This is a genomic window from Sphingorhabdus sp. YGSMI21 (genome assembly GCF_002776575.1).
Taxonomy (GTDB): domain Bacteria; phylum Pseudomonadota; class Alphaproteobacteria; order Sphingomonadales; family Sphingomonadaceae; genus Parasphingorhabdus.
In genome coordinates this window covers 2,383,103-2,404,858 of record NZ_CP022548.1, presented here as the reverse complement: position 1 = coordinate 2,404,858, position 21,756 = coordinate 2,383,103, and the positions used below count along the sequence as shown (strand labels likewise).

General features: G+C 61.1%; 7 protein-coding genes. All 7 read left to right on the top strand.

All coding sequences use genetic code 11. The annotated features are described in order from the left end of the window. The first annotated feature begins 26 nt into the window (after nt 1–26). The 7 genes from cobT (at nt 27) to CHN51_RS11620 (ending at nt 21,713) form a co-directional block, all read left to right on the top strand. Nucleotides 27–1,850: a cobaltochelatase subunit CobT gene (gene cobT, locus CHN51_RS11650; protein WP_100094162.1), complete on the top strand. Its 1,824-nt coding sequence runs from the start codon at nt 27–29 to the stop codon at nt 1,848–1,850. 4 nt (nt 1,851–1,854) lie between these two features. Continuing rightward, nucleotides 1,855–2,526, top strand: a complete 672-nt coding sequence (locus CHN51_RS11645; protein ID WP_100094161.1) for a nitroreductase — start codon at nt 1,855–1,857, stop codon at nt 2,524–2,526. A 215-nt stretch (nt 2,527–2,741) separates the two neighbouring features. Next, on the top strand, nt 2,742–5,861 hold the full coding sequence (locus CHN51_RS11640; RefSeq protein ID WP_240616709.1) for a CHAT domain-containing protein: 3,120 nt from the start codon (nt 2,742–2,744) through the stop codon (nt 5,859–5,861). Beyond that, complete coding sequence (locus CHN51_RS11635; RefSeq protein WP_100094159.1) at nt 5,861–7,915, top strand: adenylate/guanylate cyclase domain-containing protein; 2,055 nt, start codon at nt 5,861–5,863, stop codon at nt 7,913–7,915. Before CHN51_RS11640 ends, CHN51_RS11635 begins: the two co-directional genes overlap by 1 nt. Beyond that, nucleotides 7,902–8,702 carry a hypothetical protein gene (locus CHN51_RS11630; RefSeq protein WP_100094158.1) on the top strand — a complete coding sequence of 267 codons (801 nt, stop codon included), beginning with the start codon at nt 7,902–7,904 and terminating at the stop codon, nt 8,700–8,702. Before CHN51_RS11635 ends, CHN51_RS11630 begins: the two co-directional genes overlap by 14 nt. A 101-nt stretch (nt 8,703–8,803) precedes the next feature. Next, nucleotides 8,804–10,594, top strand: coding sequence for a ShlB/FhaC/HecB family hemolysin secretion/activation protein (locus CHN51_RS11625; RefSeq protein ID WP_100094157.1), 1,791 nt, complete (start codon nt 8,804–8,806; stop codon nt 10,592–10,594). A 49-nt stretch (nt 10,595–10,643) separates the two neighbouring features. Then, a complete protein-coding gene (locus tag CHN51_RS11620; protein ID WP_100094156.1) occupies nt 10,644–21,713 on the top strand; it encodes a hypothetical protein in 11,070 nt (3,689 codons plus the stop codon). The last annotated feature ends 43 nt before the right edge of the window (nt 21,714–21,756 follow it).

Genomic DNA, 21,756 nt, shown 5'->3' with positions numbered 1-21,756 from the left:
CTTTCCGCTTAAAGCTGTTCGCTTCTATGGCTGACCGTTCCAAACTTGATGATTTGAAAGACGTGCTGGGCGGCGCCGCGCGCGCGATCGCCCGCGAACCCGATCTGGAACTGGCCTATACCGCCGAAGCCCCGTCGCAGTCGGGGCAGCATCTCAAAGTGCCAATGCCCGCGCGCGATCTGCCACCGGCGCAAGTCGCCGAAGCGCGGGGCTTTGCCGACAGTTTCTCGCTCAAATTGCGCCATCATGACGAAGCCACGCATCGCAGAAACGCGCCGCAGGAAGCCGTGGCGCGCGCCTGTTTCGACGCGCTCGAACAGGTCCGCACCGATGCGCTGGGATCGCGCAACATGTCGGGCGCCAAGGATAATCTGAACGCGGCGCTGGAAATGCGCATGCGGTCCGACCCGATCGCGCGCGCACAGAATCGCGACGAGGTTCCGATTTCCACGGCCCTTGCCCTGCTGGCACGGGAAAAATTGACCGGACAGGCTCCGCCGCAGGGGACGGTCAAGGGTCTCGACATGCTGCGCGAGTGGATCGAGGAAAGCGCCGGCGCCGATCTCGACGGCCTCAACCTGACGCTCGATGACCAGAGCAATTTTGCCAAATTGACGACGCAATTGCTGCAGCATCTCGATCTGATCAAAAGCGATGACCAGTCCGAAGCCGACGACAGCGACGATGATGACAGCGACGAGGATAGCGACGACAGCCAGGATGACGGCGCCGACGAGGAAGCGACCGGCGATCAGGGCGAGTCCGAAATGCGCTCCGAACCGTCGGACGACGATAGCCAGGACGGCGAAAGCGACCAGAACGCCGAGGAGCTGGAAGAAGGCGCCGAAGAGGAAATGGGGGATGCCGGCGACGACGGCATGATGCCGGTGCGTCCCAACCGGGCGATGTCCGACCTGCCCCCCGGTTTCAACTATGCGCCGTGGACCGAAAAATATGACGAGGTCGTCAGCGCCACCGAGCTGTGCGACGAAGAGGAGTTGACGCGCCTGCGCGCTTTCCTCGACCAGCAGCTGACCAATTTGCAGGGCGCGGTGACGAAACTCGCCAACCGCCTGCAGCGCCGCCTGATGGCGCAGCAGAATCGCAGCTGGGATTTTGATCAGGAAGAAGGCATGCTTGACGCCGCCCGCCTCGCCCGCGTGGTCAGCAATCCTTCGCACAGCCTGTCCTACAAGATCGAGCGCGAGACCGATTTCCGCGACACGGTGGTGACCCTGCTGATCGACAACAGCGGTTCTATGCGCGGACGGCCGATTTCGATCGCCGCCATTTCCGCGGACATCATGGCGCGCACGCTGGAACGCTGCGGCGTCAAGACCGAGATTCTCGGCTTCACCACCCGCGCATGGAAAGGCGGCCAGACCCGCGAAGACTGGCTGGCGGCGGATCGCCCGGCCAATCCCGGACGGCTCAACGACCTGCGCCATATCGTCTACAAGAAAGCCGACGAACCGTGGCGCCACGCCAAGAAAAATCTCGGCCTCATGATGCGCGAAGGCCTGCTCAAGGAAAATATCGACGGCGAGGCCCTGCTCTGGGCGCACAGCCGGCTGATCGCCCGCCCCGAAGAACGTCGCATCCTGATGGTGATCTCGGACGGTGCGCCGGTCGACGACAGCACCTTGTCGGTCAACCATGGTGCCTATCTGGAAAACCATCTCCGCAAGGTGATCGAATGGATCGAAAGCCGTTCGCCGGTGCAGCTCGTCGCCATCGGCATCGGCCATGACGTGACCCGCTATTACAAGAAAGCCGTGACAATCATGGACGCCGAGCAACTGGGCGGAACCATGGTCGAGCAGTTGGCCGGTCTCTTTGACGAGGATTGATTGAATGAACGTAACCGAAGCCGTCACCTCCCGCCGGTCCGTCCGCCAGTTTCTCGACAAGCCGGTCGACCAGTCGACGCTCGAACGCGTTCTCGAGACCGCCCAGCGCGCCCCTTCCGGCGGCAATACCCAGCCGTGGAGCGCGGTTGTCGTTGGCGGCGATGCGCTCAAGGACATCACCGCCAAGATCAAGGCCAAGGCCGCGACCGCGCCGATGGGCGAAGGCATGGAATATGCCATCTACCCCAAGGATCTCGACGGCCGCTATGAAGAACAGCGTCGCGCGGTCGGCAAGGGGATGTTCGACGCCGTCGGTCTGGAACGGGGCGACGCCGCCGGACGGGTCGCACAGATGGCGAAAAACTGGGACAGTTTCGGCGCGCCGGTGCAATTGTTCACCTATACCAGAAAATATATGGGCCCGCCGCAATGGTCGGACATGGGTATGTGGCTCCAGACCGTGATGCTGCTGCTCCGTGAAGAGGGACTCGACAGCTGCGCTCAGGAAATCTGGGCGATGTACGGCACCTATATGCGGGAATTGCTCGGCATCAGCGACGATTATATTTTCTTCTGCGGCATGGCCATCGGCCACCGCGACCCCGACGCGCCGATCAACAATTTCGATGTGCCCCGCGTATCGATCGCAGACGCAATAGAGTTTCGCGGTTTTTAACCACTTCTGTCAGCGGTTTTCAGCGATTTCTGGGTACGGAAACGTCCCGCTATGTGACAATAGTCACTTAATCCTGCAGTGATGTCGATATTCTCCAATCGTAGACTCGGTTTTTCCAGCTAACTAGTGTAGTTATAAGAATATTCTGGGTCGCGATCGATATTGTCCAAGTCTGAGGGGGCTTGGCAATACACAAAAATTGTGGGGAGAATATCGTGCACCGGACGAGGATCGGCACATTATTATTGACGATGGGTTTGCTATCAGGCCCAGCGACGGCGCTCGCTCGTGACACGCCGGTGTCAATGCGCGACAGCTTCCCGATCGGCAGCAGCGAAGGCATTTTGTGCCAGGTGCAGGACCGCAGCATCGAGAACAAGGCAAAAGCCGATATGTTTGACCGCAGCTGGGCCGTGGTCTGCCGCGACTCGGCCAGACCGGTCGGCTTCGTCTATTCGTCCCGTTCGACAGAGCAGGACATGCTCGCCCGAATCGCGCCGCATCGCAGCGAACCGGTGACCTGCACTGACAATCCGTCGCCGGCAACGCTTGGCGGCTTTCGTCACCAGGCCTGCCGCCTTGCCGCGGAACCGGTCGCCTATTCTCTGGTTCTCGGACGGCAGGATGGCACTTCCTATGTCGCCGAAGGCCTGGCGGCCTATGACAGCGCAACCCTGCTCGCGCTCAAATCGATTTTAAGCGATACCATCGCCGAAGGCAAAATAGACGTCGCCTCGACCTCGATCGAGGATCCATTTGCCTTTGCCCGGGTGCAGGCGGCCACACTCAAGCCCTATCAGGCCCTCTCGGAAGGCTATCGCAGGAACCTCAGCGGCGATTATGCCGAGGCCGCCGCCTTTTTCGAAACCTTGCAACAGCGCACATCCGGCATGGAGGGGGAAGATATCAACCCCCGCGAATATCTGATTAACCGGGCTTTGCAGAAATCCAACCTCGGTGAATTTGCCGAAGCCGACGACCTGTTCGAACAGGCCGGCGCTATCGACGACAGCGATCCGATAGCCGAGCGGCTGCAGCGCAATTTCGAAACCATGCATCAGCTTAACCAGGGCCAGCTTGGGGCGGCGATCGCACGGATAAATGCTCCCCTCAAAACCGCCGTTGAGGGTGAGGCAGCGCTGACAGAACGCCTCGAAATTACCGCACCGCTCTCGTCGCGGATCAACGGCAGCGCCCAGACTCGCAACCTGCTCGCTTTTGTCGATGAAACGAAGCTCAGCCCGGCGGAGCGCGCCGAGATCATCGATGCACAGGCTCTGCAACTTCTGGGCACGGCGCAGCGGTTGAATGGCGAGAGCGAAGCCGCCCGCAATTCCTTCGTCTCCGCCTATAATCGGGCGATCGCCGTGCGCGACGGCCGGGTCACATCGATCACTCGCCTGAGAGCCCAGACGCTCGCCGAATTGTCGCTGCTGGCGGAAGCCGACGGCAATATCGGGGAGGCGCGGCAATATTTGCGCGACGGGCTCGACTTGCTGAGTATTCAATATCCCGAAACAAGGGCGGTCAATGCCGCCAAGGCGCGCCTCGCCGCCTTTCTGTTGCGCAACGGTGAGGAAGCCGACGCCCGCGCTTTATATGCGGAAGTGGTCGACAGTTCGCTCGGTAAACAAAGCGCGATTACCGGCATGACGAACCAGCTTGCGCCCTATTTCGCGCTGCTGGCAGAAGACCCGACGGCAACCGGACAGTTTTTCAAAGCCTCCCAGATACTGGTTCGTCCCGGTGTGGCCGAGACCCAGGCCGTTCTTGCGCGCGAGCTGAGTGGAGGCACCGATGAAGCGGCCCGCATGTTCCGGCAATCGATCAACCTGACGCGCAATATCGAAAAATTGCGCATTCGTTTCTCCGCGCTGGGCAGAGTGGACCAGACGGCGCAGATCCGCGCGCAAAGAGACAGTCTGGCGGCCGAAATCGAGGCGCTGGAGCGAAGCCAGCAGCTGACCCAGGTCCGGCTGGCCGAGTTTCCGCAATATCGCGCTGTTTCAGACCGTTTTCTCAGCCTCGACAATTTGCGCGCCACCATGCAGCCTTCCGAGGCCTATATGCGCATGTCGATAATCGGCGGCGATATATTCATGTTCTACACCGATCAGTCGGTCGCCAAAATCTACCGGGTGCCGCTCGACGAAGCAGCGCTCGATGCCAGGGTCGATACGATCCGCGCCTCGATTTCGGTGCTGGAAAACGGCCAATATGTCACCTATCCCTTTGATATCGAAGCGGCGCGAAGCCTGTATTCGGACCTGTTCGGACCGGTTTCGGACCAGCTTGCCGGCAAGAGCCATCTGATTTTCGAACCCGATGGCGCCATGCTTCGCCTGCCGATCAATCTGCTGGTCGCCGATCAAGCTTCGGTTTCGACATATCTTGCCAGAAGCGAGGCGATTGATGGCGATCCCTTTGATTTTTCCGGTGTCCAGTGGCTCGGCAAGACTCTCGATATCAGCACCGCCGTATCCGCTCGCGCGTTCGCCGACGCCCGCAAGGCGCCGCAATCCGATGCTTCGCGGCAATATCTCGGCATGGGCCGGAACGAGCCGGTACTCGCCAGCACCAAAGCGGCAGCCGTACGAGGCGCCCAGCAGAATAGCGACGGTCAGTGCCAATGGCCGCTGGGCCAGTGGAACAACCCGATTTCCGATCGCGAGCTGCAGGAAGCCCGGAGCCTGATCGGCGCGGAGAATTCCGAATTGCTGACCGGCGCGGCCTTTACCGACAGCGCCATATTGTCGAACGACAAAATCAGCGACTACCGGATCCTGCATTTTGCCACCCATGGTTTGGTCACCGCGCCGAGCCCGTCCTGCCCGGCCAAACCGGCGCTACTGACCTCTTTCGGCGGACAGGGATCGGACGGTCTTCTGGCCTTTGACGAGATTTTCGATCTCAAGCTCGACGCGGATGTGATCATTCTCTCGGCATGCGACACCGCGGGCAAGGCCAGCATAACCGCAACCCGCGAAGCCGGCGTTAGCAGCGGCGGCGGCACGGCTCTGGATGGCCTGGTCCGGTCCTTCATCGGGGCCGGTGGCCGTTCGGTTCTCGCCAGTCACTGGCCTGCTCCGGATGATTTCCAGGCGACGGAACGGTTGATAAACGGCCTGTTCAGCGACGGTCGCGGCCGCTCGATCACCGAAGCGCTCCGCCTGTCCCAGCTGGACCTGATGAACGATCCGGTCACATCCCACCCCTTCTACTGGGCGGGTTTTGCCCTGATCGGCGATGGCGCCCGGCTGTTCCTGCCCGGCGCGAAAAATGCTGCTGCCAGTCTTGATACGGCTCCGGCCGGCACGGAAACGGCTCTCAAATAATGGCATCAGAAGCCAGGCCAACGGACCCGGTTGCCAATAACCGCGACGTCAAGGAGGGGGCGAAAGGCGTACTGCAATCCTTGCGCCGGCTCTTCGACCAGCTTGGACCGATCCGCCTGGCCTCGACGATATTGTTCATGATCCTCGCGCTGCTGGTCGCCCGCTACAGCTGGACAACGCCATTGATCCAGGAAGCCGAACGGGCGCTCTATGATCTGCGCGCATCGGTGTTCGCTCCGGAAATCGAAAAAGACGAGAATATCGTGATGGTCGTCTATAACGAGGACACGCTGAAGCTGACCGGCCAGCGGTCCCCGGTTGACCGGACCATATTGGCGCAAGCGCTCGAAACGATCGATGCGGCCAATCCCGCATCGATCGGTATCGATATTCTCTTCACCATGCCGCAGGATGACGACGAGCTGCTGATATCGACCTTCAAGAATATGAAGACGCCGACCTTCCTCGCCTATGCCGACCCGAAGGAAAATCCGGAAATCGCATTTGCCGAGCATGAATTTCTGCAGCAGTTTTTCGACGAGGCCCGCACCGAGAAGGTCCGGCCGACCGATATCAAGCTGGAAACCGACAGCGACGGTGTCCAGCGCCGCTGGACCCCGCACCGGCCGGGCGCTCCGCCGTTCATGGCCATTGCCCTGACCGGACCCAATCCGAAATTCGCCAATAATGATGGCGCCATCCGCTATCATGTACCAACTTCCACCGATGTTCCGGTGTTCGACAAATTTCCGATCGAAAACTTTGCAGATCCGGCAATCGCCGAGATGCTGGAATCATTCATCGCCGGCAAACATGTGCTGATCGGCGGCGACTTTGTCGACCGCGACCGGTTCGAGACTCCGGTCGGCGGACTGGCCGACGTTCAGGGCGATGACGGCAAGATGATCGGGCTGGAAGTACATGCCCATATGCTTGCCCAGCTGCTCAACGATGATCTGCCCACGCCGATTCCGACCTGGACCTTGTGGCTGGGCGCGCTGATCGTCGCGATTTGCGGTGGCCTTTCCGCCCTGATCATCGGAAATGCATTGAAAGTCGGGCTGATGCTGCTCGGCCAATTCGCCTTTTTCCTGATCTTCCCCTTTTTATTGCAAAATGTCGGAGTGGATACGCTGACGTTGCCGGCCTTCGGCTGGGGGGTCGGCTGGCTGCTCGGCTATGCCTCCGTCGGTTCGGCTGCGCGCACCATCAATTCCAAGCAGCGGGCCTTTGCGCAAAGCGCGCTGGGCAAATATCTGCCCAAGTCGATCGCCAACGAGATATTGAAGGATCCGGAGAAGCTGGCATTGCACGGAGAGAAACGGAAGATATTCGCGGTCTTTACCGATCTTGAGGGTTTCACCAAGCTGACCCATGCGATCGAGCCGGAAATGGTTGCCTATCTGCTCAACGACTATCTCGACCGGCTGAGCGAAGTAGCGCTGGAATATGGCGGCACGATCGACAAGTTCGTCGGCGATGCGCTGGTCACCTTCTGGGGCGCTCCAATCACCTATCCCGATGACGGAGAACGTGCGGCCAAGGCCGCCTATGCCCTCTATCTGGCCGGCGAGGAATTTCGCAAGAACGTCCCCGAAGGCGTGCCGCCGATCGGCAGAACCCGGGTCGGCATGCATTATGGCGACGCGATTGTCGGCAATTTCGGCGGCGAGGGCCGGATCCAATATACCGCATTGGGCGACGCGATGAACACGGCGGCGCGGCTCGAAGCGGCCAACAAGACGCTGGAAACCAAGGTTTTGCTGAGCAGGGAAGCGATGGAACGGACCGGTCTCGACTGGTACCGGCCGATGGGCCGGATCACCCTCCGCGGCCGGTCCACACCGGTCGAAGTGTTCGAACCGGTTCCCGACTGGGATGAAAAAGATCGTGCGGCAGTGACCGCCATCATAGCCGCCCATGAAAAGGGTGATAGTGATTCGATCCAGGCACTGGGTGCCGTGATCAAGCGATATGGCGAGGATCTGGGCCTCGTCAATCTGCTCAAACGATTGAAAAAGACCAAAAATGGAGAAAGCTATGCACTTGGATAAAAATGCTCCGGTACCGTCCGGACGAATTCTTCCCGGCTTTGCGAAAGCGGCTCTGGCTACATTCCTGCTATTCGGCGCCGGTAGCGTCGCGCTGGCGCAAAATATGGTCGTGCGCTCGACCGGCCCTTCGGCGAGCAGCTACCCGGCGGGCAAGAAAATGGGCAATGATGCGAAAATCACGCTGAAGGCCCAGGACAAGGTCACCATATTGACCCAGTCGGGCACGCGTGTCCTGTCGGGACCGGGAACCTATTCACTGGCCCAGGGAAGCAGTTCCACGTCGACCGCTTCAACCCGGCTGTCCAGCTTCATCAACAATCGCGGCAGCCGCCGGGCCAGAACCGGAGCGGTGCGTGGCGATAGCAGCGCGGCGGTGGTTACGCCGAACAATCCCAATCTCTGGTTCCTTGATGTGACCAAGGGCGGAAAATTCTGCGTGACCAATCCGAAGGGGCTGGTGGTCTGGCGGCCGGACTATACCGGCTCGGCAACCGCCTCGATCGTCGAACCGACGAGCGGCAATGTAACCGAAATCGCCTGGCGGAAGGGCAATCCGCTGAAGGCCTGGCCGAAGGATGTCCTGCCGGTGGCCGACGGTGCAAGCTATCGACTGCTCGGATCGAACGTGCCGCAGTCGGTCGAGGTGAGCTTTGTGGTTCTGGAAAAGGAACCGGCCGATCTTGACGAAACGGCCGCTATGCTGATCGAGAAGGGCTGCAGCGGCCAGCTGGATCTGCTGGTCGAGACACTGAATGCCAATAATGAAGACGCGGCCGACCAGGGCTAGGCTCTGGATGATTTCTGTCGCCCCGGCTGTTCCCGGGGCGGCAGAGCCGCTGTGGCAGACCCGGATATCGCGCCGGAATTGCCAAGAAAACGGGGATATATATGACGCGCTCGCGCACTACGCTTAAAACGACTGCCCTGACGGCAGTTTTTGCCATTTTCCTGTCCGGCATGCCGGCCTGGGGTCAGTCGGCCGCTGCACCGACCAGAGAGGAAATCCAGCGGGGAGTGATAGACGAAGCGCTCAAGGGTCAGGCCCAGCCCCTGTCCTTCGACGGCGAAGTCGAGCGGTCCGCCTGCCCGCTCGCTGGACCGGAATTTTCCGACGTCCGGTTCACACTGAAGGCCGTGGATTTTTCCGGTCTGATATCAGTCGATCCGGTATCGCTGAGCCCGGCCTATGCCGATTATATCGGCCAGGACGTTCCGGTATCGGTGGTCTGCGATATCCGCGACCGGGCGGCCACCATCCTGCGCAGCAACGGCTATCTTGCGGCCGTTCAGGTCCCGCCGCAGACCATCGACGACGGCAGCGTCCGCTTTGATGTGCTGATGGCCCGGATGACCGCGGTGCAGGTTCGCGGCGATGCCGGCCCCTCCGAAGCGCTGCTGCAGAAATATATCGAGAAACTGGCCGCGCAGCCGGTTTTCAACATCGACACGGCGGACCGTTATCTGCTGCTCGCACGCGATATACCCGGGCTCGACGTGCGCCTGTCGCTGCGGCCGATTTCGGCCGAATCGGGCGGCCAGCCCGGCGAGGTCGTCGGTGAGTTCAACGTGATCCGCACGCCGGTCTATGCCGATATCAATATCCAGAATTTCGGTTCCAAGGCGGTCGGCCGTTTTGGCGGTCTCGCCCGGGTCCGGTTCAACGGATTGACCGGTCTGGGCGACGAAACCGTGATCAGCGGCTATTCGACAGCCGACTTCAAGGAACAGCAGGTTTTGCAGGTCGGCCACGAATTTACCGTCGGTGGCGAAGGCCTCAAGTTCGGCGGCAATTTCACCTATGCCTGGACCAGGCCCGATCTGACGGGCGGTATTGATATCGATTCACAGACACTGGTGGCAAGCGCCTATGCAAGCTATCCTTTTCTCCGGAAACAATCGCGCAATATCTTCGGCACGATCGGGCTCGACTATATCGACCAGCGCACCGATCTTCTGGGGGTTCGCACCAATGAAGACCGGCTGAGCGTTGCCTTTGCCCGGATCGACTTCAACCAGATCGATGCCGCCAGTATTTCCGGGCGCGGCGGCTATTCCGCTTACGAACCGAAATGGGGCATCGGCGGCTCGCTGGAAATCCGGCAGGGCCTGGACATATTGGGCGCGAGCGAAGGCTGCGGCCCGGCCTTCGTCAACTGCATTGGCCAGACCGTACTGCCAACCCGGGCCGATGGCGACCCGACCGCTTTTGTCATCCGGGGCCAGGCCAAAATCGATTTCCGGCCGACGCCGCTGCTGGCACTGACGCTGAAGCCACGCCTGCAATATTCGCCCGATGCGCTCTTCTCCTACGAAGAAGTGTCCGGCGGTAATTATACCACCGGTCGCGGCTATGATCCCGGAACGATCATCGGCGACAGCGGCTATGGCCTGCAGACGGAAGTCAGCTACGGATCGCTGGTTCCCGAGACCCCGGAAAGCGTCGCGCTCCAGCCCTATCTGTTTTTCGACATGATGAGCGTCTGGAACAAGAATATTCCGGATGACCCGCAGAAACTCTATTCCGTCGGTGGCGGGCTGCGCATGACCATTGGCCAGCAAGCCAGCCTCGATCTGACCGGCGTCGTGCCGCTGAAACGCGCACCATTCCAGACCCGCCGCCAGGACGCGCGGGCCCTGCTGACGCTGACCGTGCAGCTGGCCCCGTGGAAGCGCAGATGACATCGAATTCCGACCATAGACCAGCCGCAGAGCAACCGAGGACAGGATCATGAGCAAGCGTTCACAGAGCAGCAGCCACAAAGGCGAAACGCGCACCGACCGGAAGCTGCGCTGGCTGTCGGGAAGTTCGATGGCGGCAGCGGCAGTTCTGCTGGCATCCGCTCCACAATCTTCGCAGGCGCAATTGATTTTGCGAGCTCCCGAACTGAATATGCCAAACCCCGGAATTTCGGCACCCGTATCTTCACGACCGGCCCATGATATCAGGATCAGTGCGCCTCAGGCACAACTACCGAGTAACGATCTCCGGATTTCTTCACCGGTTCTGCAGCCCCATGTTACAGATATCCGTCTGGACGGTCGGATTTCGCTGCAACCTCATGATGCAAGTCAGCAATTCAATCGCAGCACCATAAGCCTCGCCCCCCATGCGCCGATCGACGCCGACCCGATCAATATCGATGTCCCGATGACCGGGCTGATCGCCCCGCAGGCTTTCACACCTGTCAGCGGCCAGGCGTTTCAGGCCAATGGTACGAGCCCGACAGGAGGGGTTTCCTTCACGAGCGCCCGCACTACGAATCTGGATGAACTCCAGATATCGGTGAGCGAGGCCATAATAAACTGGACGCCGCTGGACACGGACGCAGCCACCTTTGGTAGCGATGGCCTGGTCAACAATCCAATCGACATCCTCCCGGTCGGCAGGACACTCCGCTTTGTATCCAATGGTCTGGACTATACGGTTCTGAACCGCATATTGCCGGTGGCGACGGCAGACGGCAGGCCGGTGCAGTTCAACGGCCTTGTGGAGAGTTTTGTCGACCTTGCCGGAACCACCTCCGGCGGGAATATCTGGTTCTACAGCCCCGGCGGCATCATCGCCGGTGCCACCAGCCGGTTCGATGTCGGCAGTCTGGTGCTGACGACCAACGATATCGACACCACAGGCGGCCTGTTTGGCTCCAGCGGAGAAATGCGCTTTGCCGGCGTAGCCGACAGCAGCTCGCGCGTGGAAATCGTCGCAGGGGCACAGATCAATGCGCTGAATGACCGCAGCAGCTACGTTGCCATGGTCGCCCCGCGTATCGTGCAGGACGGTAGCGTGAATGTCGACGGGTCGGTTGCCTATGTGGCGGCTGAGCAAGCGAACCTGACGATCAACAACGGACTGTTCGACATATCGATCGGCGTGGGAACGACCGACGCCAATGGCATTGTCCATAGCGGAACCACCACGGGGCTTTCATCGACCCCCACGATCAGTTCCGTTTCAGGCAATGTCACCGATGCCGATGCGCAGGCGATCTACATGGTTGCCGTGCCTAAAAATGATGCGCTGACCATGCTGGTCGGCGGCAATATTGGTTATCAGCCGGCCGCCTCAGCCTCGATCGTCAATGGCAATATTGTGCTCAGTGCAGGTGCCAATGTCGCGACAACCGGCAACCAGACCGATGCCGGTTTTGCCTTTGACAAGAAGGCGGCCGATTCCAATTCCAATATCGAGTTTCAGAATGCGGCCTTCGGATCGTCGGTTTCGACCTTTGCGACAAATGGCATAGTCGCAACAACCTCGTCCGTGTCCGATAGCATCGTCGCCAATGGCCCGACGGGCACGCAAAATCTGCTGCTGGAAGCGAGAAACCAGATCGATATCAACGCCCGCGGTGGCGGCATCATCGGCGCCAACGGCAATGTAACATTGCGGGCGGGAAGCGACGGTGTCGGCGGAACGATCAATATCAACGCCGACCAGATCGGATTCGGCGATTTGATCATCAGCGGCCTGATTGCAAACGGCAATCTGATCGTGGACGCCAGCGCCTCAGGACGCGACGATTTTTTCACCGTTCGCAACAATGGCGGCACCGGAATCGGGCAGGATGCCGTCGGCGGCAATATCAATATCGATATCAATGGTGGTGGCGATCTGGTCGTGGGCGGCACGGCCCAGTTCAACGCCAGCGCCCAGGGCGGCAAGGGAGAAATCCAGAACGGAGCCGCCCAGGGCGGAAATATCATTCTGAACGTCTCCAGCGGCACATTCAATGTGACCGGAACGACATTTTTCGACAGCGAGGCTATCGACGCGCAGAATCTGAAAATCGGCGGCAACGGTCCCGGTCTGGTCGGAAGCGACAGTGTCGGCGGAGATATCAGTCTCAACCTGTCGGGCGGTGCGGTCACCACCGGCGAAATCGTATTTTCCCAGGGAGCCACGGCATCATCGGGCGCTGCCGCCGGTGGAGCGCAGAGCAATGACGCGACCGCGGGCGCACTCGACCTGACGGTCACGGGCGGCACGCATGTCATCGACAATATCGAGGTCTATGCCACCGCCGCCTCAGAAGGGTCGTTCGATGCAGCGGGAACCGCAATATCCGGAAATGCCAGTTCGGGAGGGGCACATTTCCTGATCGATGGCGGCAGCCTGACCATCAGTTCCGACCTGCAGGGCGAGTTGAACACTTTCGGGGTCACGCCAGCCGCATCGGAAGACCGGGTCACGATCACCGTGCAAAATGCGGGCAGCCTGCAGGTCAACGGCGAAATCAACATCAGCACACGGGCGTTTCACGGCTCGGACAGCGTGACCAGCACCGGCGGCGGGATTTCGATCCTCGCTGACAATGCGACACTCACTGCGGGCGGCATATTTCTGGACACGTCGGCACAACCGAATGACCAGTTCTTCTCCAACGATCCGAGCGAAGGCAAGGATTTCCAGGCAGGCGACATCAACATTGCGGCCCGGAACGGCGGCGCGATCACGGCCGGTTTTTCCTTTCTCGATGCAAACGCCACCGGCAATGACACGATTGCCGGCAATGCGACAGGCGGCGATATCCTGATCGAGGCCAATGACGGTTCGATAGAATTTACCGATTTTCTTGGCGTGAATGCCAGCGGTGTGGGCGGCGTCGGTGGCGATGATGATATTCCCGACAGCCTGGGAACCGGTCGTGGCGGCGCGGTCACCTTCCGCGTACAGGGGACGAGCGGAGCGATGACGCTGTCCGACCTTGATATCGCCTCCGACGGATCGATCTCGGTTGGCGGCGAAGGCGGCGCACCGCGCTTCGAGGGGGATGGTGGCCTCGGTTTCGGTGGCGATGTCACATTCGATTTGCTCGGCGGAACCTTCGTGGCGGACGATATCACCGTCGGTTCGAACGGTTCGGGCGGCGGCGGGGGCGATTTATTCACTGTGCCCGGCCCGGTCACCAACAACGAAGCGGCAGTGCTGGCTGCTCCCGAAGACCTGACGCTTGCCGTCACACCCTTTGCCGGCGGCGTATCGGCGGGTGACGGTGGAGACGGGCAAGGCGGAGACGTAACCTTCAATCTCAACGGCGGCAATGCGACCGTCACCAATCTCACGATTTCGGCCAATGGCTTTGGCGGCGATGGCGCGAATGGTGATATAAATTACGGCACCGCCGGCGGATCAGGCGGTCGCGGACTCGGCGGCAACACGACGTTCAACGCGATTGCCGGGAATTTGACCGTCACCAGTACCCTGACCGTAGCGGCCGAGGGCAATATTCAAAATGCAGCACCTTATGGATCGCGCGGCGCGGGTGGCTTCGGCTATGGTTCAGACGGCGGCAACGGCGGCGACGGTATTGGTGGCACCGCCACCTTCAATCTCGACGGCAGCGCAACGATCAATGCCAGCAACATTGTTGTCTCGACCAATGCCGAAGGGGGATATGGGGGCAGCAGTGTCAGCGCCGGCAGCGGGACCATCCAGGCCGGAACGGGCGGCAGTGGCGGCAATGCAACGGGCGGCGATGCAATCTTCAACAATAATGCCGGTACGCTTGGCTTTGGCCAGCTTTCGGTCACCTCGGTCGGCACTGGTGGAACGGGCGGCGACGTCTTCGGTTTCTCGACCGGTGAAGCGGATAATATCGCCGGTAACGGCGGCACCGGGAGCGGCGGCAATGCGACCATCAACATCAATCAGGATGATCTCGGCAGTCCGGTTTATATCGTCGACGCCAGCGGCTTCGGCGGCGATGGCGGTGATGGACTGGACGGCGGAAACGGCGGCGCAGCTATTGGCGGGGTTGCAGCGATCAATGTCAATAATGCGTCGCTTGATCCGGATGATCCGACGATCATCGCCAGCGCAACTGGCGGAAACGGCGGCGACGGGCTGCGGGATGCGACCAACGATATCACGGGCAATAGTGGCGATGGCGGAAGCGCGACCGGTGGAACGGCGCGTCTGGAAGTCACTGGTGCCGGCGGGAATATCGCCCTCGGCTTCGTCATTCTGGAAGCCAATGCCACCGGTGGCAACGGGGCGGATGGTTTCTATCAGTTCGGCGGCGGTGTGGACGGCGGTGACGGCGGATCGGGCGGTGACGCGACGGGCGGCACAGTCGAACTGATCGCGCGCACCGGCGGAACGATCAGCCTCACATCCGGCGATTTCACCATGACCAGCACCGGTACCGGTGGAACTGGCGCAAATGGTGGAAACTCTTATGACAGTGCTGCCGGTGACGCCGGCAACGGTGGCGCCGGAACCGGCGGCAACGGTCGGCTGCTCGCGCAAGGCGGCACGATATCAGGCAATGATCTCAACATAACCACGACCGGTCAGGGCGGTGATGGCGGAACCCGGGGCTATTATGGCGCCTTCGGGACGAACGGTGCCCAGGGCACGGGTGGCGCGGGTACCGGCGGCACCGGCATTGCCGAAATCCAGGAAGGCAGTCCAGGCATCCTGGCCTTCGCCAATGTCACCATGGATTCCAGCGGCACCGGCGGCGGGGGACCGATTGGCGGTATCGGCGCGGGCGGCCGCATCGAAATTGCCGACAGTTCGACCGATCCTGCGGGACTGATCAGTTTCGACAGCCTGACCGCGACAGCCTTTGATACCGCAATCGGCACCGGAACCGGTTCGGCTTCGGCCCTTTCCGGCGGCTTCTTCGTGACCGGTGACAGCGGAGCTATATCGATCCTCGGCGATCTGACCGTCAATGTTGCGGGCAATATCCAATATGATTTCGACGCCGACGGCCAGATGACGGTCGGCGGCAATGCGACCCTGACCAGCGGCCAGAATATCTTCATCGATCACAGCAATAATGGCACTCCGGTCAACAGTATCGATGTGTCCGGAAACTTCGCGGCCACCGCGCAGGGCGATTTCATCAGCACCGCCGGTTCGCGGATCAATGCCGCAGGCACCGCTTCGGTCCGCACCGGACAAAATGCCACCGTCGCCGATATAGCCGGTGTCGGACTGGTCGATATTTCCGCGATGTGGGATGCCAATGTCACCAATGCGGCTGTCACCGGGACCGTGACGACCGTGACACTGGGCGCAGGAACCTTCGTCCTGGGACCGCAACTGCTCATCCAGGCCGGGCATGATCCGATGGGGACGCCCAGCGCGGTCTTTGATCCAAGCTATAACGCGACGATAGACGGCGACGTCACGTCCGCCGGCTTTATCACCGTGAATGCGGGCGGAAGCGCCCTGTTCGCGACCGGCAGCAGCACGATCTCGGACAATGGACTGACCGTGCAGACCGGCGATGACATCATCATCCAGACCGGTGCAAGCCTGGTGGCAGGGAATAATGCCGCAACCTCGCCCAACACGGCCAATCCCTTCCCTGACACCAACAATCTGATCCTGCAGGCCGGGGCTCTCACCCCCCTGAGCAGCACGCCGGTTACGCCGATCGCCTCGATCGTCGCCGCCGGCGATATCGATGCCAATGATTTTGCCGTCGTCATGTCTGCCAACGCGATCGACGGACTGGGCGGCACGATCACCGCGAGTTCTATCAGCGTCGACATCAACGACGCGCCATCCAATGCGGTAATCGCCGGGAGCGGACAATCCGATGACAATGGCCTGTTGAGCGCGCAATGCGTCGAAGGCAATGTCTGTCTCGGCACGCTCAACGCCGACAATCTCGTCTATATCGGTCAGGCGAGCAACAATGATGTGGTTCAGGGCATTATAGAATCCGGCACGGTTTCCGCCAACGACATATTGGTCACCACCCGCCGCGACATCATCATGGGCACCGACGGCATCGCCACGGTCCTAGATGCGTCAAACCAGTTCCTGGTCGAGAGCACCGAAGGCGACGTCGACCTGCGCGATGCTTCGGTCGCGAGTGCGAGCGTGCTAGTCAGCGCAGTGAACGGAAGTCTGCTTGGTTCGGGCAATCTGGACAGCAGCAATGACGTCGGCATCACGGTCGGGGCGGACATCAGCGCTGCATCGATCACAGCCGGCGGACAACTGACCACCGTTGCACTGGTCGGCGGCGCGTCGGAAAGCCTCTACACCGTCCCCGGCAGTATCGATGTCAATAGCTATACACAGGGCACCGCGCAGCGCTTCCGCGTCGAAGCGGGCAATGACATCTCGTTCGGCCAGATTACCATCCCCGACAATGCCATCGAACTGGTTGCCGCGCAAAGCGGACCGGGCGACGTGTTCCTCGGCAATACCAACGGCGCCAGCAGCATCGTGCTGCAAGGCGAAAATGTCGGCTTCCTCAGTCTTGACGCGACGGTATCCGGAGCGAGCGGTATCACCCTGACGGCGACCAGCGGCAATATCAGCGGCGGCGATGCCGTGGCCAGTTCCGCGATTGATCTCGACGCCACGGACGATATTTCGATCGGCTCGCTCAGCACGCTTCAGGCCATCACGCTGGATGCCGGCGGTAATATTGCTTTCGCCGACGCCAGCGGCGCCGGGATCACGATCAACAGCGGCCAGGACATTCTGTTTGACACGATCAACGCCACCGGCACGGCCACGTTGACCGCGACGGGCGGAACCATCGGCGTCAACAACGCCGGCGCGGACATCACCGCGACGGGTGCCGGACAGGGCATCAATCTTTTCGCGGACAATGTCGACGTCGGTGCCCTGACCACCAATAGCGGTGACATTCTGATATCCGCGGCGCAGGATATCGCCCTCGGCTCTGCGGCCACCGGTACCGGCACCCCGACGGCAGCGAGTATCGGCCTGCTGGCGGGCGACAATATCGCTGCCACCGGCGCGCTACGCGCTGGCGAGGATATATCGATCCGCTCGCTCGGTGACGTGGCCTTGGCCAGCGTTTCGGCCGGCGATGATATTCTCGTCCAAGCGGACGGCGCAATCGCGCTGGACAGTGCAACGACCAGCGGCGCCGGCATTGACCTGTTCGCGCTGTCGTTCAACACCGCCAATGCCGGTCTGGCCGGATCCATAGCCTTTGGATCGGAAACTTCACCGGGCTCAAATATCCAGCTGACCAGCGGCGGTAATGTGACCGCAACGGCCGCACTGGACGCTCATGACGATATTGTCGTCACCGCAACCGGCACACCGACTCTGGCCAATGCGATCAGCGGCGGCGATACCAGCATCTCCGGTGCAGCGGTATCGCTGAACAACGGCACCATCGGCGGGAACCTGACGATCGATGCCAGCGCCGGCGATATCGACGGAACCGGCACGGTCACCGTTGGCGGCGGCATCGATCTAGACGCCACCGGAAATGTCGGCTTTGGCGATCTCGACGCGCAGGGCGGCACCTTCACCGTCGATGCCGGCAATGCCATAAACTTCACGAGCGCAACCAGCGCCGACGCGATCAGCATGACCGCAGGCGGCAGCATCAGCGGCGGTGACCTCACCGCCGTCAATGCGCTAAATCTGGACGGCGGCAATATCGCCATCGGCGACGCAAGCGCGATCAATATCAGTTTCAACAGCGGTTCGAATATCCTTTTCGACTCCCTCGCCTCGACCAATGGCATCGCGTTGACCGCATCGGGCGGAACCATCGGCGTCAACAGCACCGGTGGTGACATCACTGTCTCGGGCCTGGGTGCAAGTCTCAACCTGGTCGCCGACAATGTCGACGTCGGCGCGCTGACGACCAACGGCGGCGACATCCTGATTTCCGCGGTCCAGGATATCGCCCTCGGCTCTGCGGCCACCGGCACCGGCACCCCGACGGCAGCGAGTATCGGCCTGCTCGCAGGCGGCAATATCGCTGCCACCGGAGCGCTGCGCGCTGGCGAGGATATATCGATCCGCTCGCTCGGGGATGTGGCCTTGGCCAGCGTTTCGGCCGGCGATGATTTTCTCGTCCAGGCGGACGGCGCAATCACGCTGGACGATGCGACGACCAGCGGCGCCGGCATTGACCTGTTCGCGCTGGTATTTGACACCGCCAATGCCGGCCAGGCCGGATCCATAGCATTTGGATCGGAAACTTCCCCGGGTTCGAATATCCGGCTGACCAGCGGCGGCAATGTCACCGCAACGGGCGCACTGGATGCCAGTGATGATATCATCGTGTCCGCAACCGGCACACCAACACTGGTCAATGCGATCAGCGGCGGCAACACCAGCATCACCGGCGCATCAGTAGCCCTGAACAACGGCACCATCGGCGGCGATTTGACGCTCAACGCGACGGCCGGCGATGTCGACGGCAGCGGATCGGTCACCGTCGGCGGCGGCATTGATCTCGACGCGACCGGCGATGTCGGCTTTGGCGATCTCGAGGCGCAAGGCGGCAGCTTCACCGTCGATGCCGGCGGCAATATAAGCTTCACCAGCGCGACCAGCAGCGACACGATCGCCATGGCCGCGGGCGGCGGCATAAACGGCGGTGACCTGACCGCAACCAATGGTCTTGATCTCGACGGCGGCAATATTGCGATCGGCGATGCGAGCGCCGGCACTATCAGCTTCTCCAGCGCCGCGAACATCCTCTTCGACTCCCTCTCCTCGCCCAACGCGATTGCGCTCACTGCGGCCAGCGGCAGCATCGGCATGAACAGCGGTCCGGGCGACATCGACAGCGATGGCGATGTGGATCTGGTGGCCCGGTCGATCGACATTGGCGATGTGACGTCCGGCGGATCGGTAACCGCGGATGCGACCGCAGGAGATGCCGGCTTTGGCACGGTCAATGCGAACGACGACATCACGATTACGGCAACCGGCACCCCCATTTTGGCCAATGCAATCAGCGGCGGCAATACCAGCATCACCGGCGCAGCGGTGGCCCTGAACAACGGGACCATCGGCGGCGATCTGACGCTCAACGCGACGGCCGGCGATGTCGACGCGACTGGCGCGGTCACCGTCGGCGGCGGCATTGATCTCGATGCCACCGGCAATGTCGGATTTGGCGATCTTGATGCGCAAGGCGGCAGCTTCACCGTCGATGCCGGCGGCAATATCAGCTTCACCAGCGCGGCCAGCAGCGGCGACATGGCGCTCAACGCCGGCGGTGGTATCACCGGTAGCGATATCGATTCCGCCGGCGCTGTGGCGATCGAATCGGGCGACGCGATCACGCTCGACACCATCACCGGTGGCGGGAATGTCGGCATTGTAGCCAATAATGCCAGCGACGTGACCGTGGGATCGGTGAACAGCGGCGCCAGCATCGACGTGTCGACGCAAGGCAGCTTTGTGGCCGACGAGGTCAATGCGGACCAGAGCGGTACCGGCCAGGTGGCCATATCCGCCGACAATGGCATCACCATGGACAATGTCTCCGGCAATGATATCGGCCTCACCGCCCTTGATGGTCTGGTCAATGTCACCAACAATGTCGATGTGACCAACCTGCTGACCGCATCGGGTACCGCTGTTTCGATCATCACCCAGCAGGACATGAGCGTTGCCGCCGAAGCAACCGACGGCGACATCGGCCTGTCCTCGGCCGCCAATATCGATGTCCAGCAGGCCGCGGCCACCGGCGATATCGTGATTGCCGCAGGCGGATCGGCGACGATCAGCGATCTGGCAGGCATGAGTGGCGGCTCCGTCGCGACGCCGGGCGTAATATCAACCGGTGGCGACATCACGATTGCCGCCGTCGAGGATATCCTGATCAACAGCCAGGTGAGCGCGGCCAATGACCTGCAACTGACCGCGGGCGGGCTGATCGACATTCAGGCAAGCGCCGTCGGCAGCAACATCCGGACGGTCAGCGCCGACATGGAGATCGGTTCAACCGGCAATCTCGGGCAGACCGACCTGACCGGCGACATCCAGATTTTCAGCGACGGCACGACGCAGATGGTGCTGGGCGACGGAACCGATCTCACCGGCAGCTTCTCGCTCAAGAATGATGAATTCAGCCGCATCCATTCCGGTGGCGACCTCACCCTCACCGTCGTGCCGACCTCGATAGGCGGTTTCGATATGGTGATCCAGAACCTGAACGTGGTAGTCGGCGACAATGTCAGCGGGCCGCAATCGGCCAATATCGGCCTGGCGAACAGCCTAAATCTGGTCTCCGGACAGTCCATCACGGTTGTCGGTCTTCTCGACTTCACCAACGGCAATGCCGACTCAGCGCTCAATCTGGTTGCCGATCAGGACCTGTTTGTCGACGCCGCCGGCGGCACCATCCAGATAACCAATGCCAACGGCGAATTTGCCGGTAGCGGCAACCTTTCGGTCACCGCGCTCAATGTCTATGCGATGACCAGCCAGGCGCTGGCCGATATCGCCGGTCTCGGGGCCGCCGATATCGAACTGCGGCTGGCCGATAACGACGGCATCGATCTCGCCGATGGCCTGATCCGGGCGGACAATATCCTGATGACCGTTACCGACAATCTGCTGATCCAGAACACCGGCACCGGCACTGATTACGCAGAACGTCGCGGCTTCACCGCGGGGACCCTGTCCATAGCGGGACCGTCTACAGGCACTGCCAATATCGTCATCAACGGCATTGTTGGCGGGATCACCGGGGTGGATACGATCCCGGCGACCGATATCGTGATCGGCTTTGATGCCGGATCGACGATCAACGGCTGTGTGATCATTGATCCGTCGAGCTGCGTGCCTCTGCCCGGCGCCGATGGCCTGCCTGCCTTCGATCCGGTCCAGGATATTATCGAGCAGGAAGTAACTCCGAAGAAATATGTCGCCGATCCTTTCGCGTCCACACCGATCGAGATAAAGGAAAATCCCGAACCGGTTGAAGAGCCACTGATCGACGAACCGGTGACCGGTGCCGGCAACGAAGATCTGTGGGTCGGGGGTACCGGACAGCAGGACGATGAGCAGGAAGAAGAACTCGAACCGGCAGAATGACTATAGCCGTCAATTGATCTGTTGACCTTTTGCGCGGAAAGCC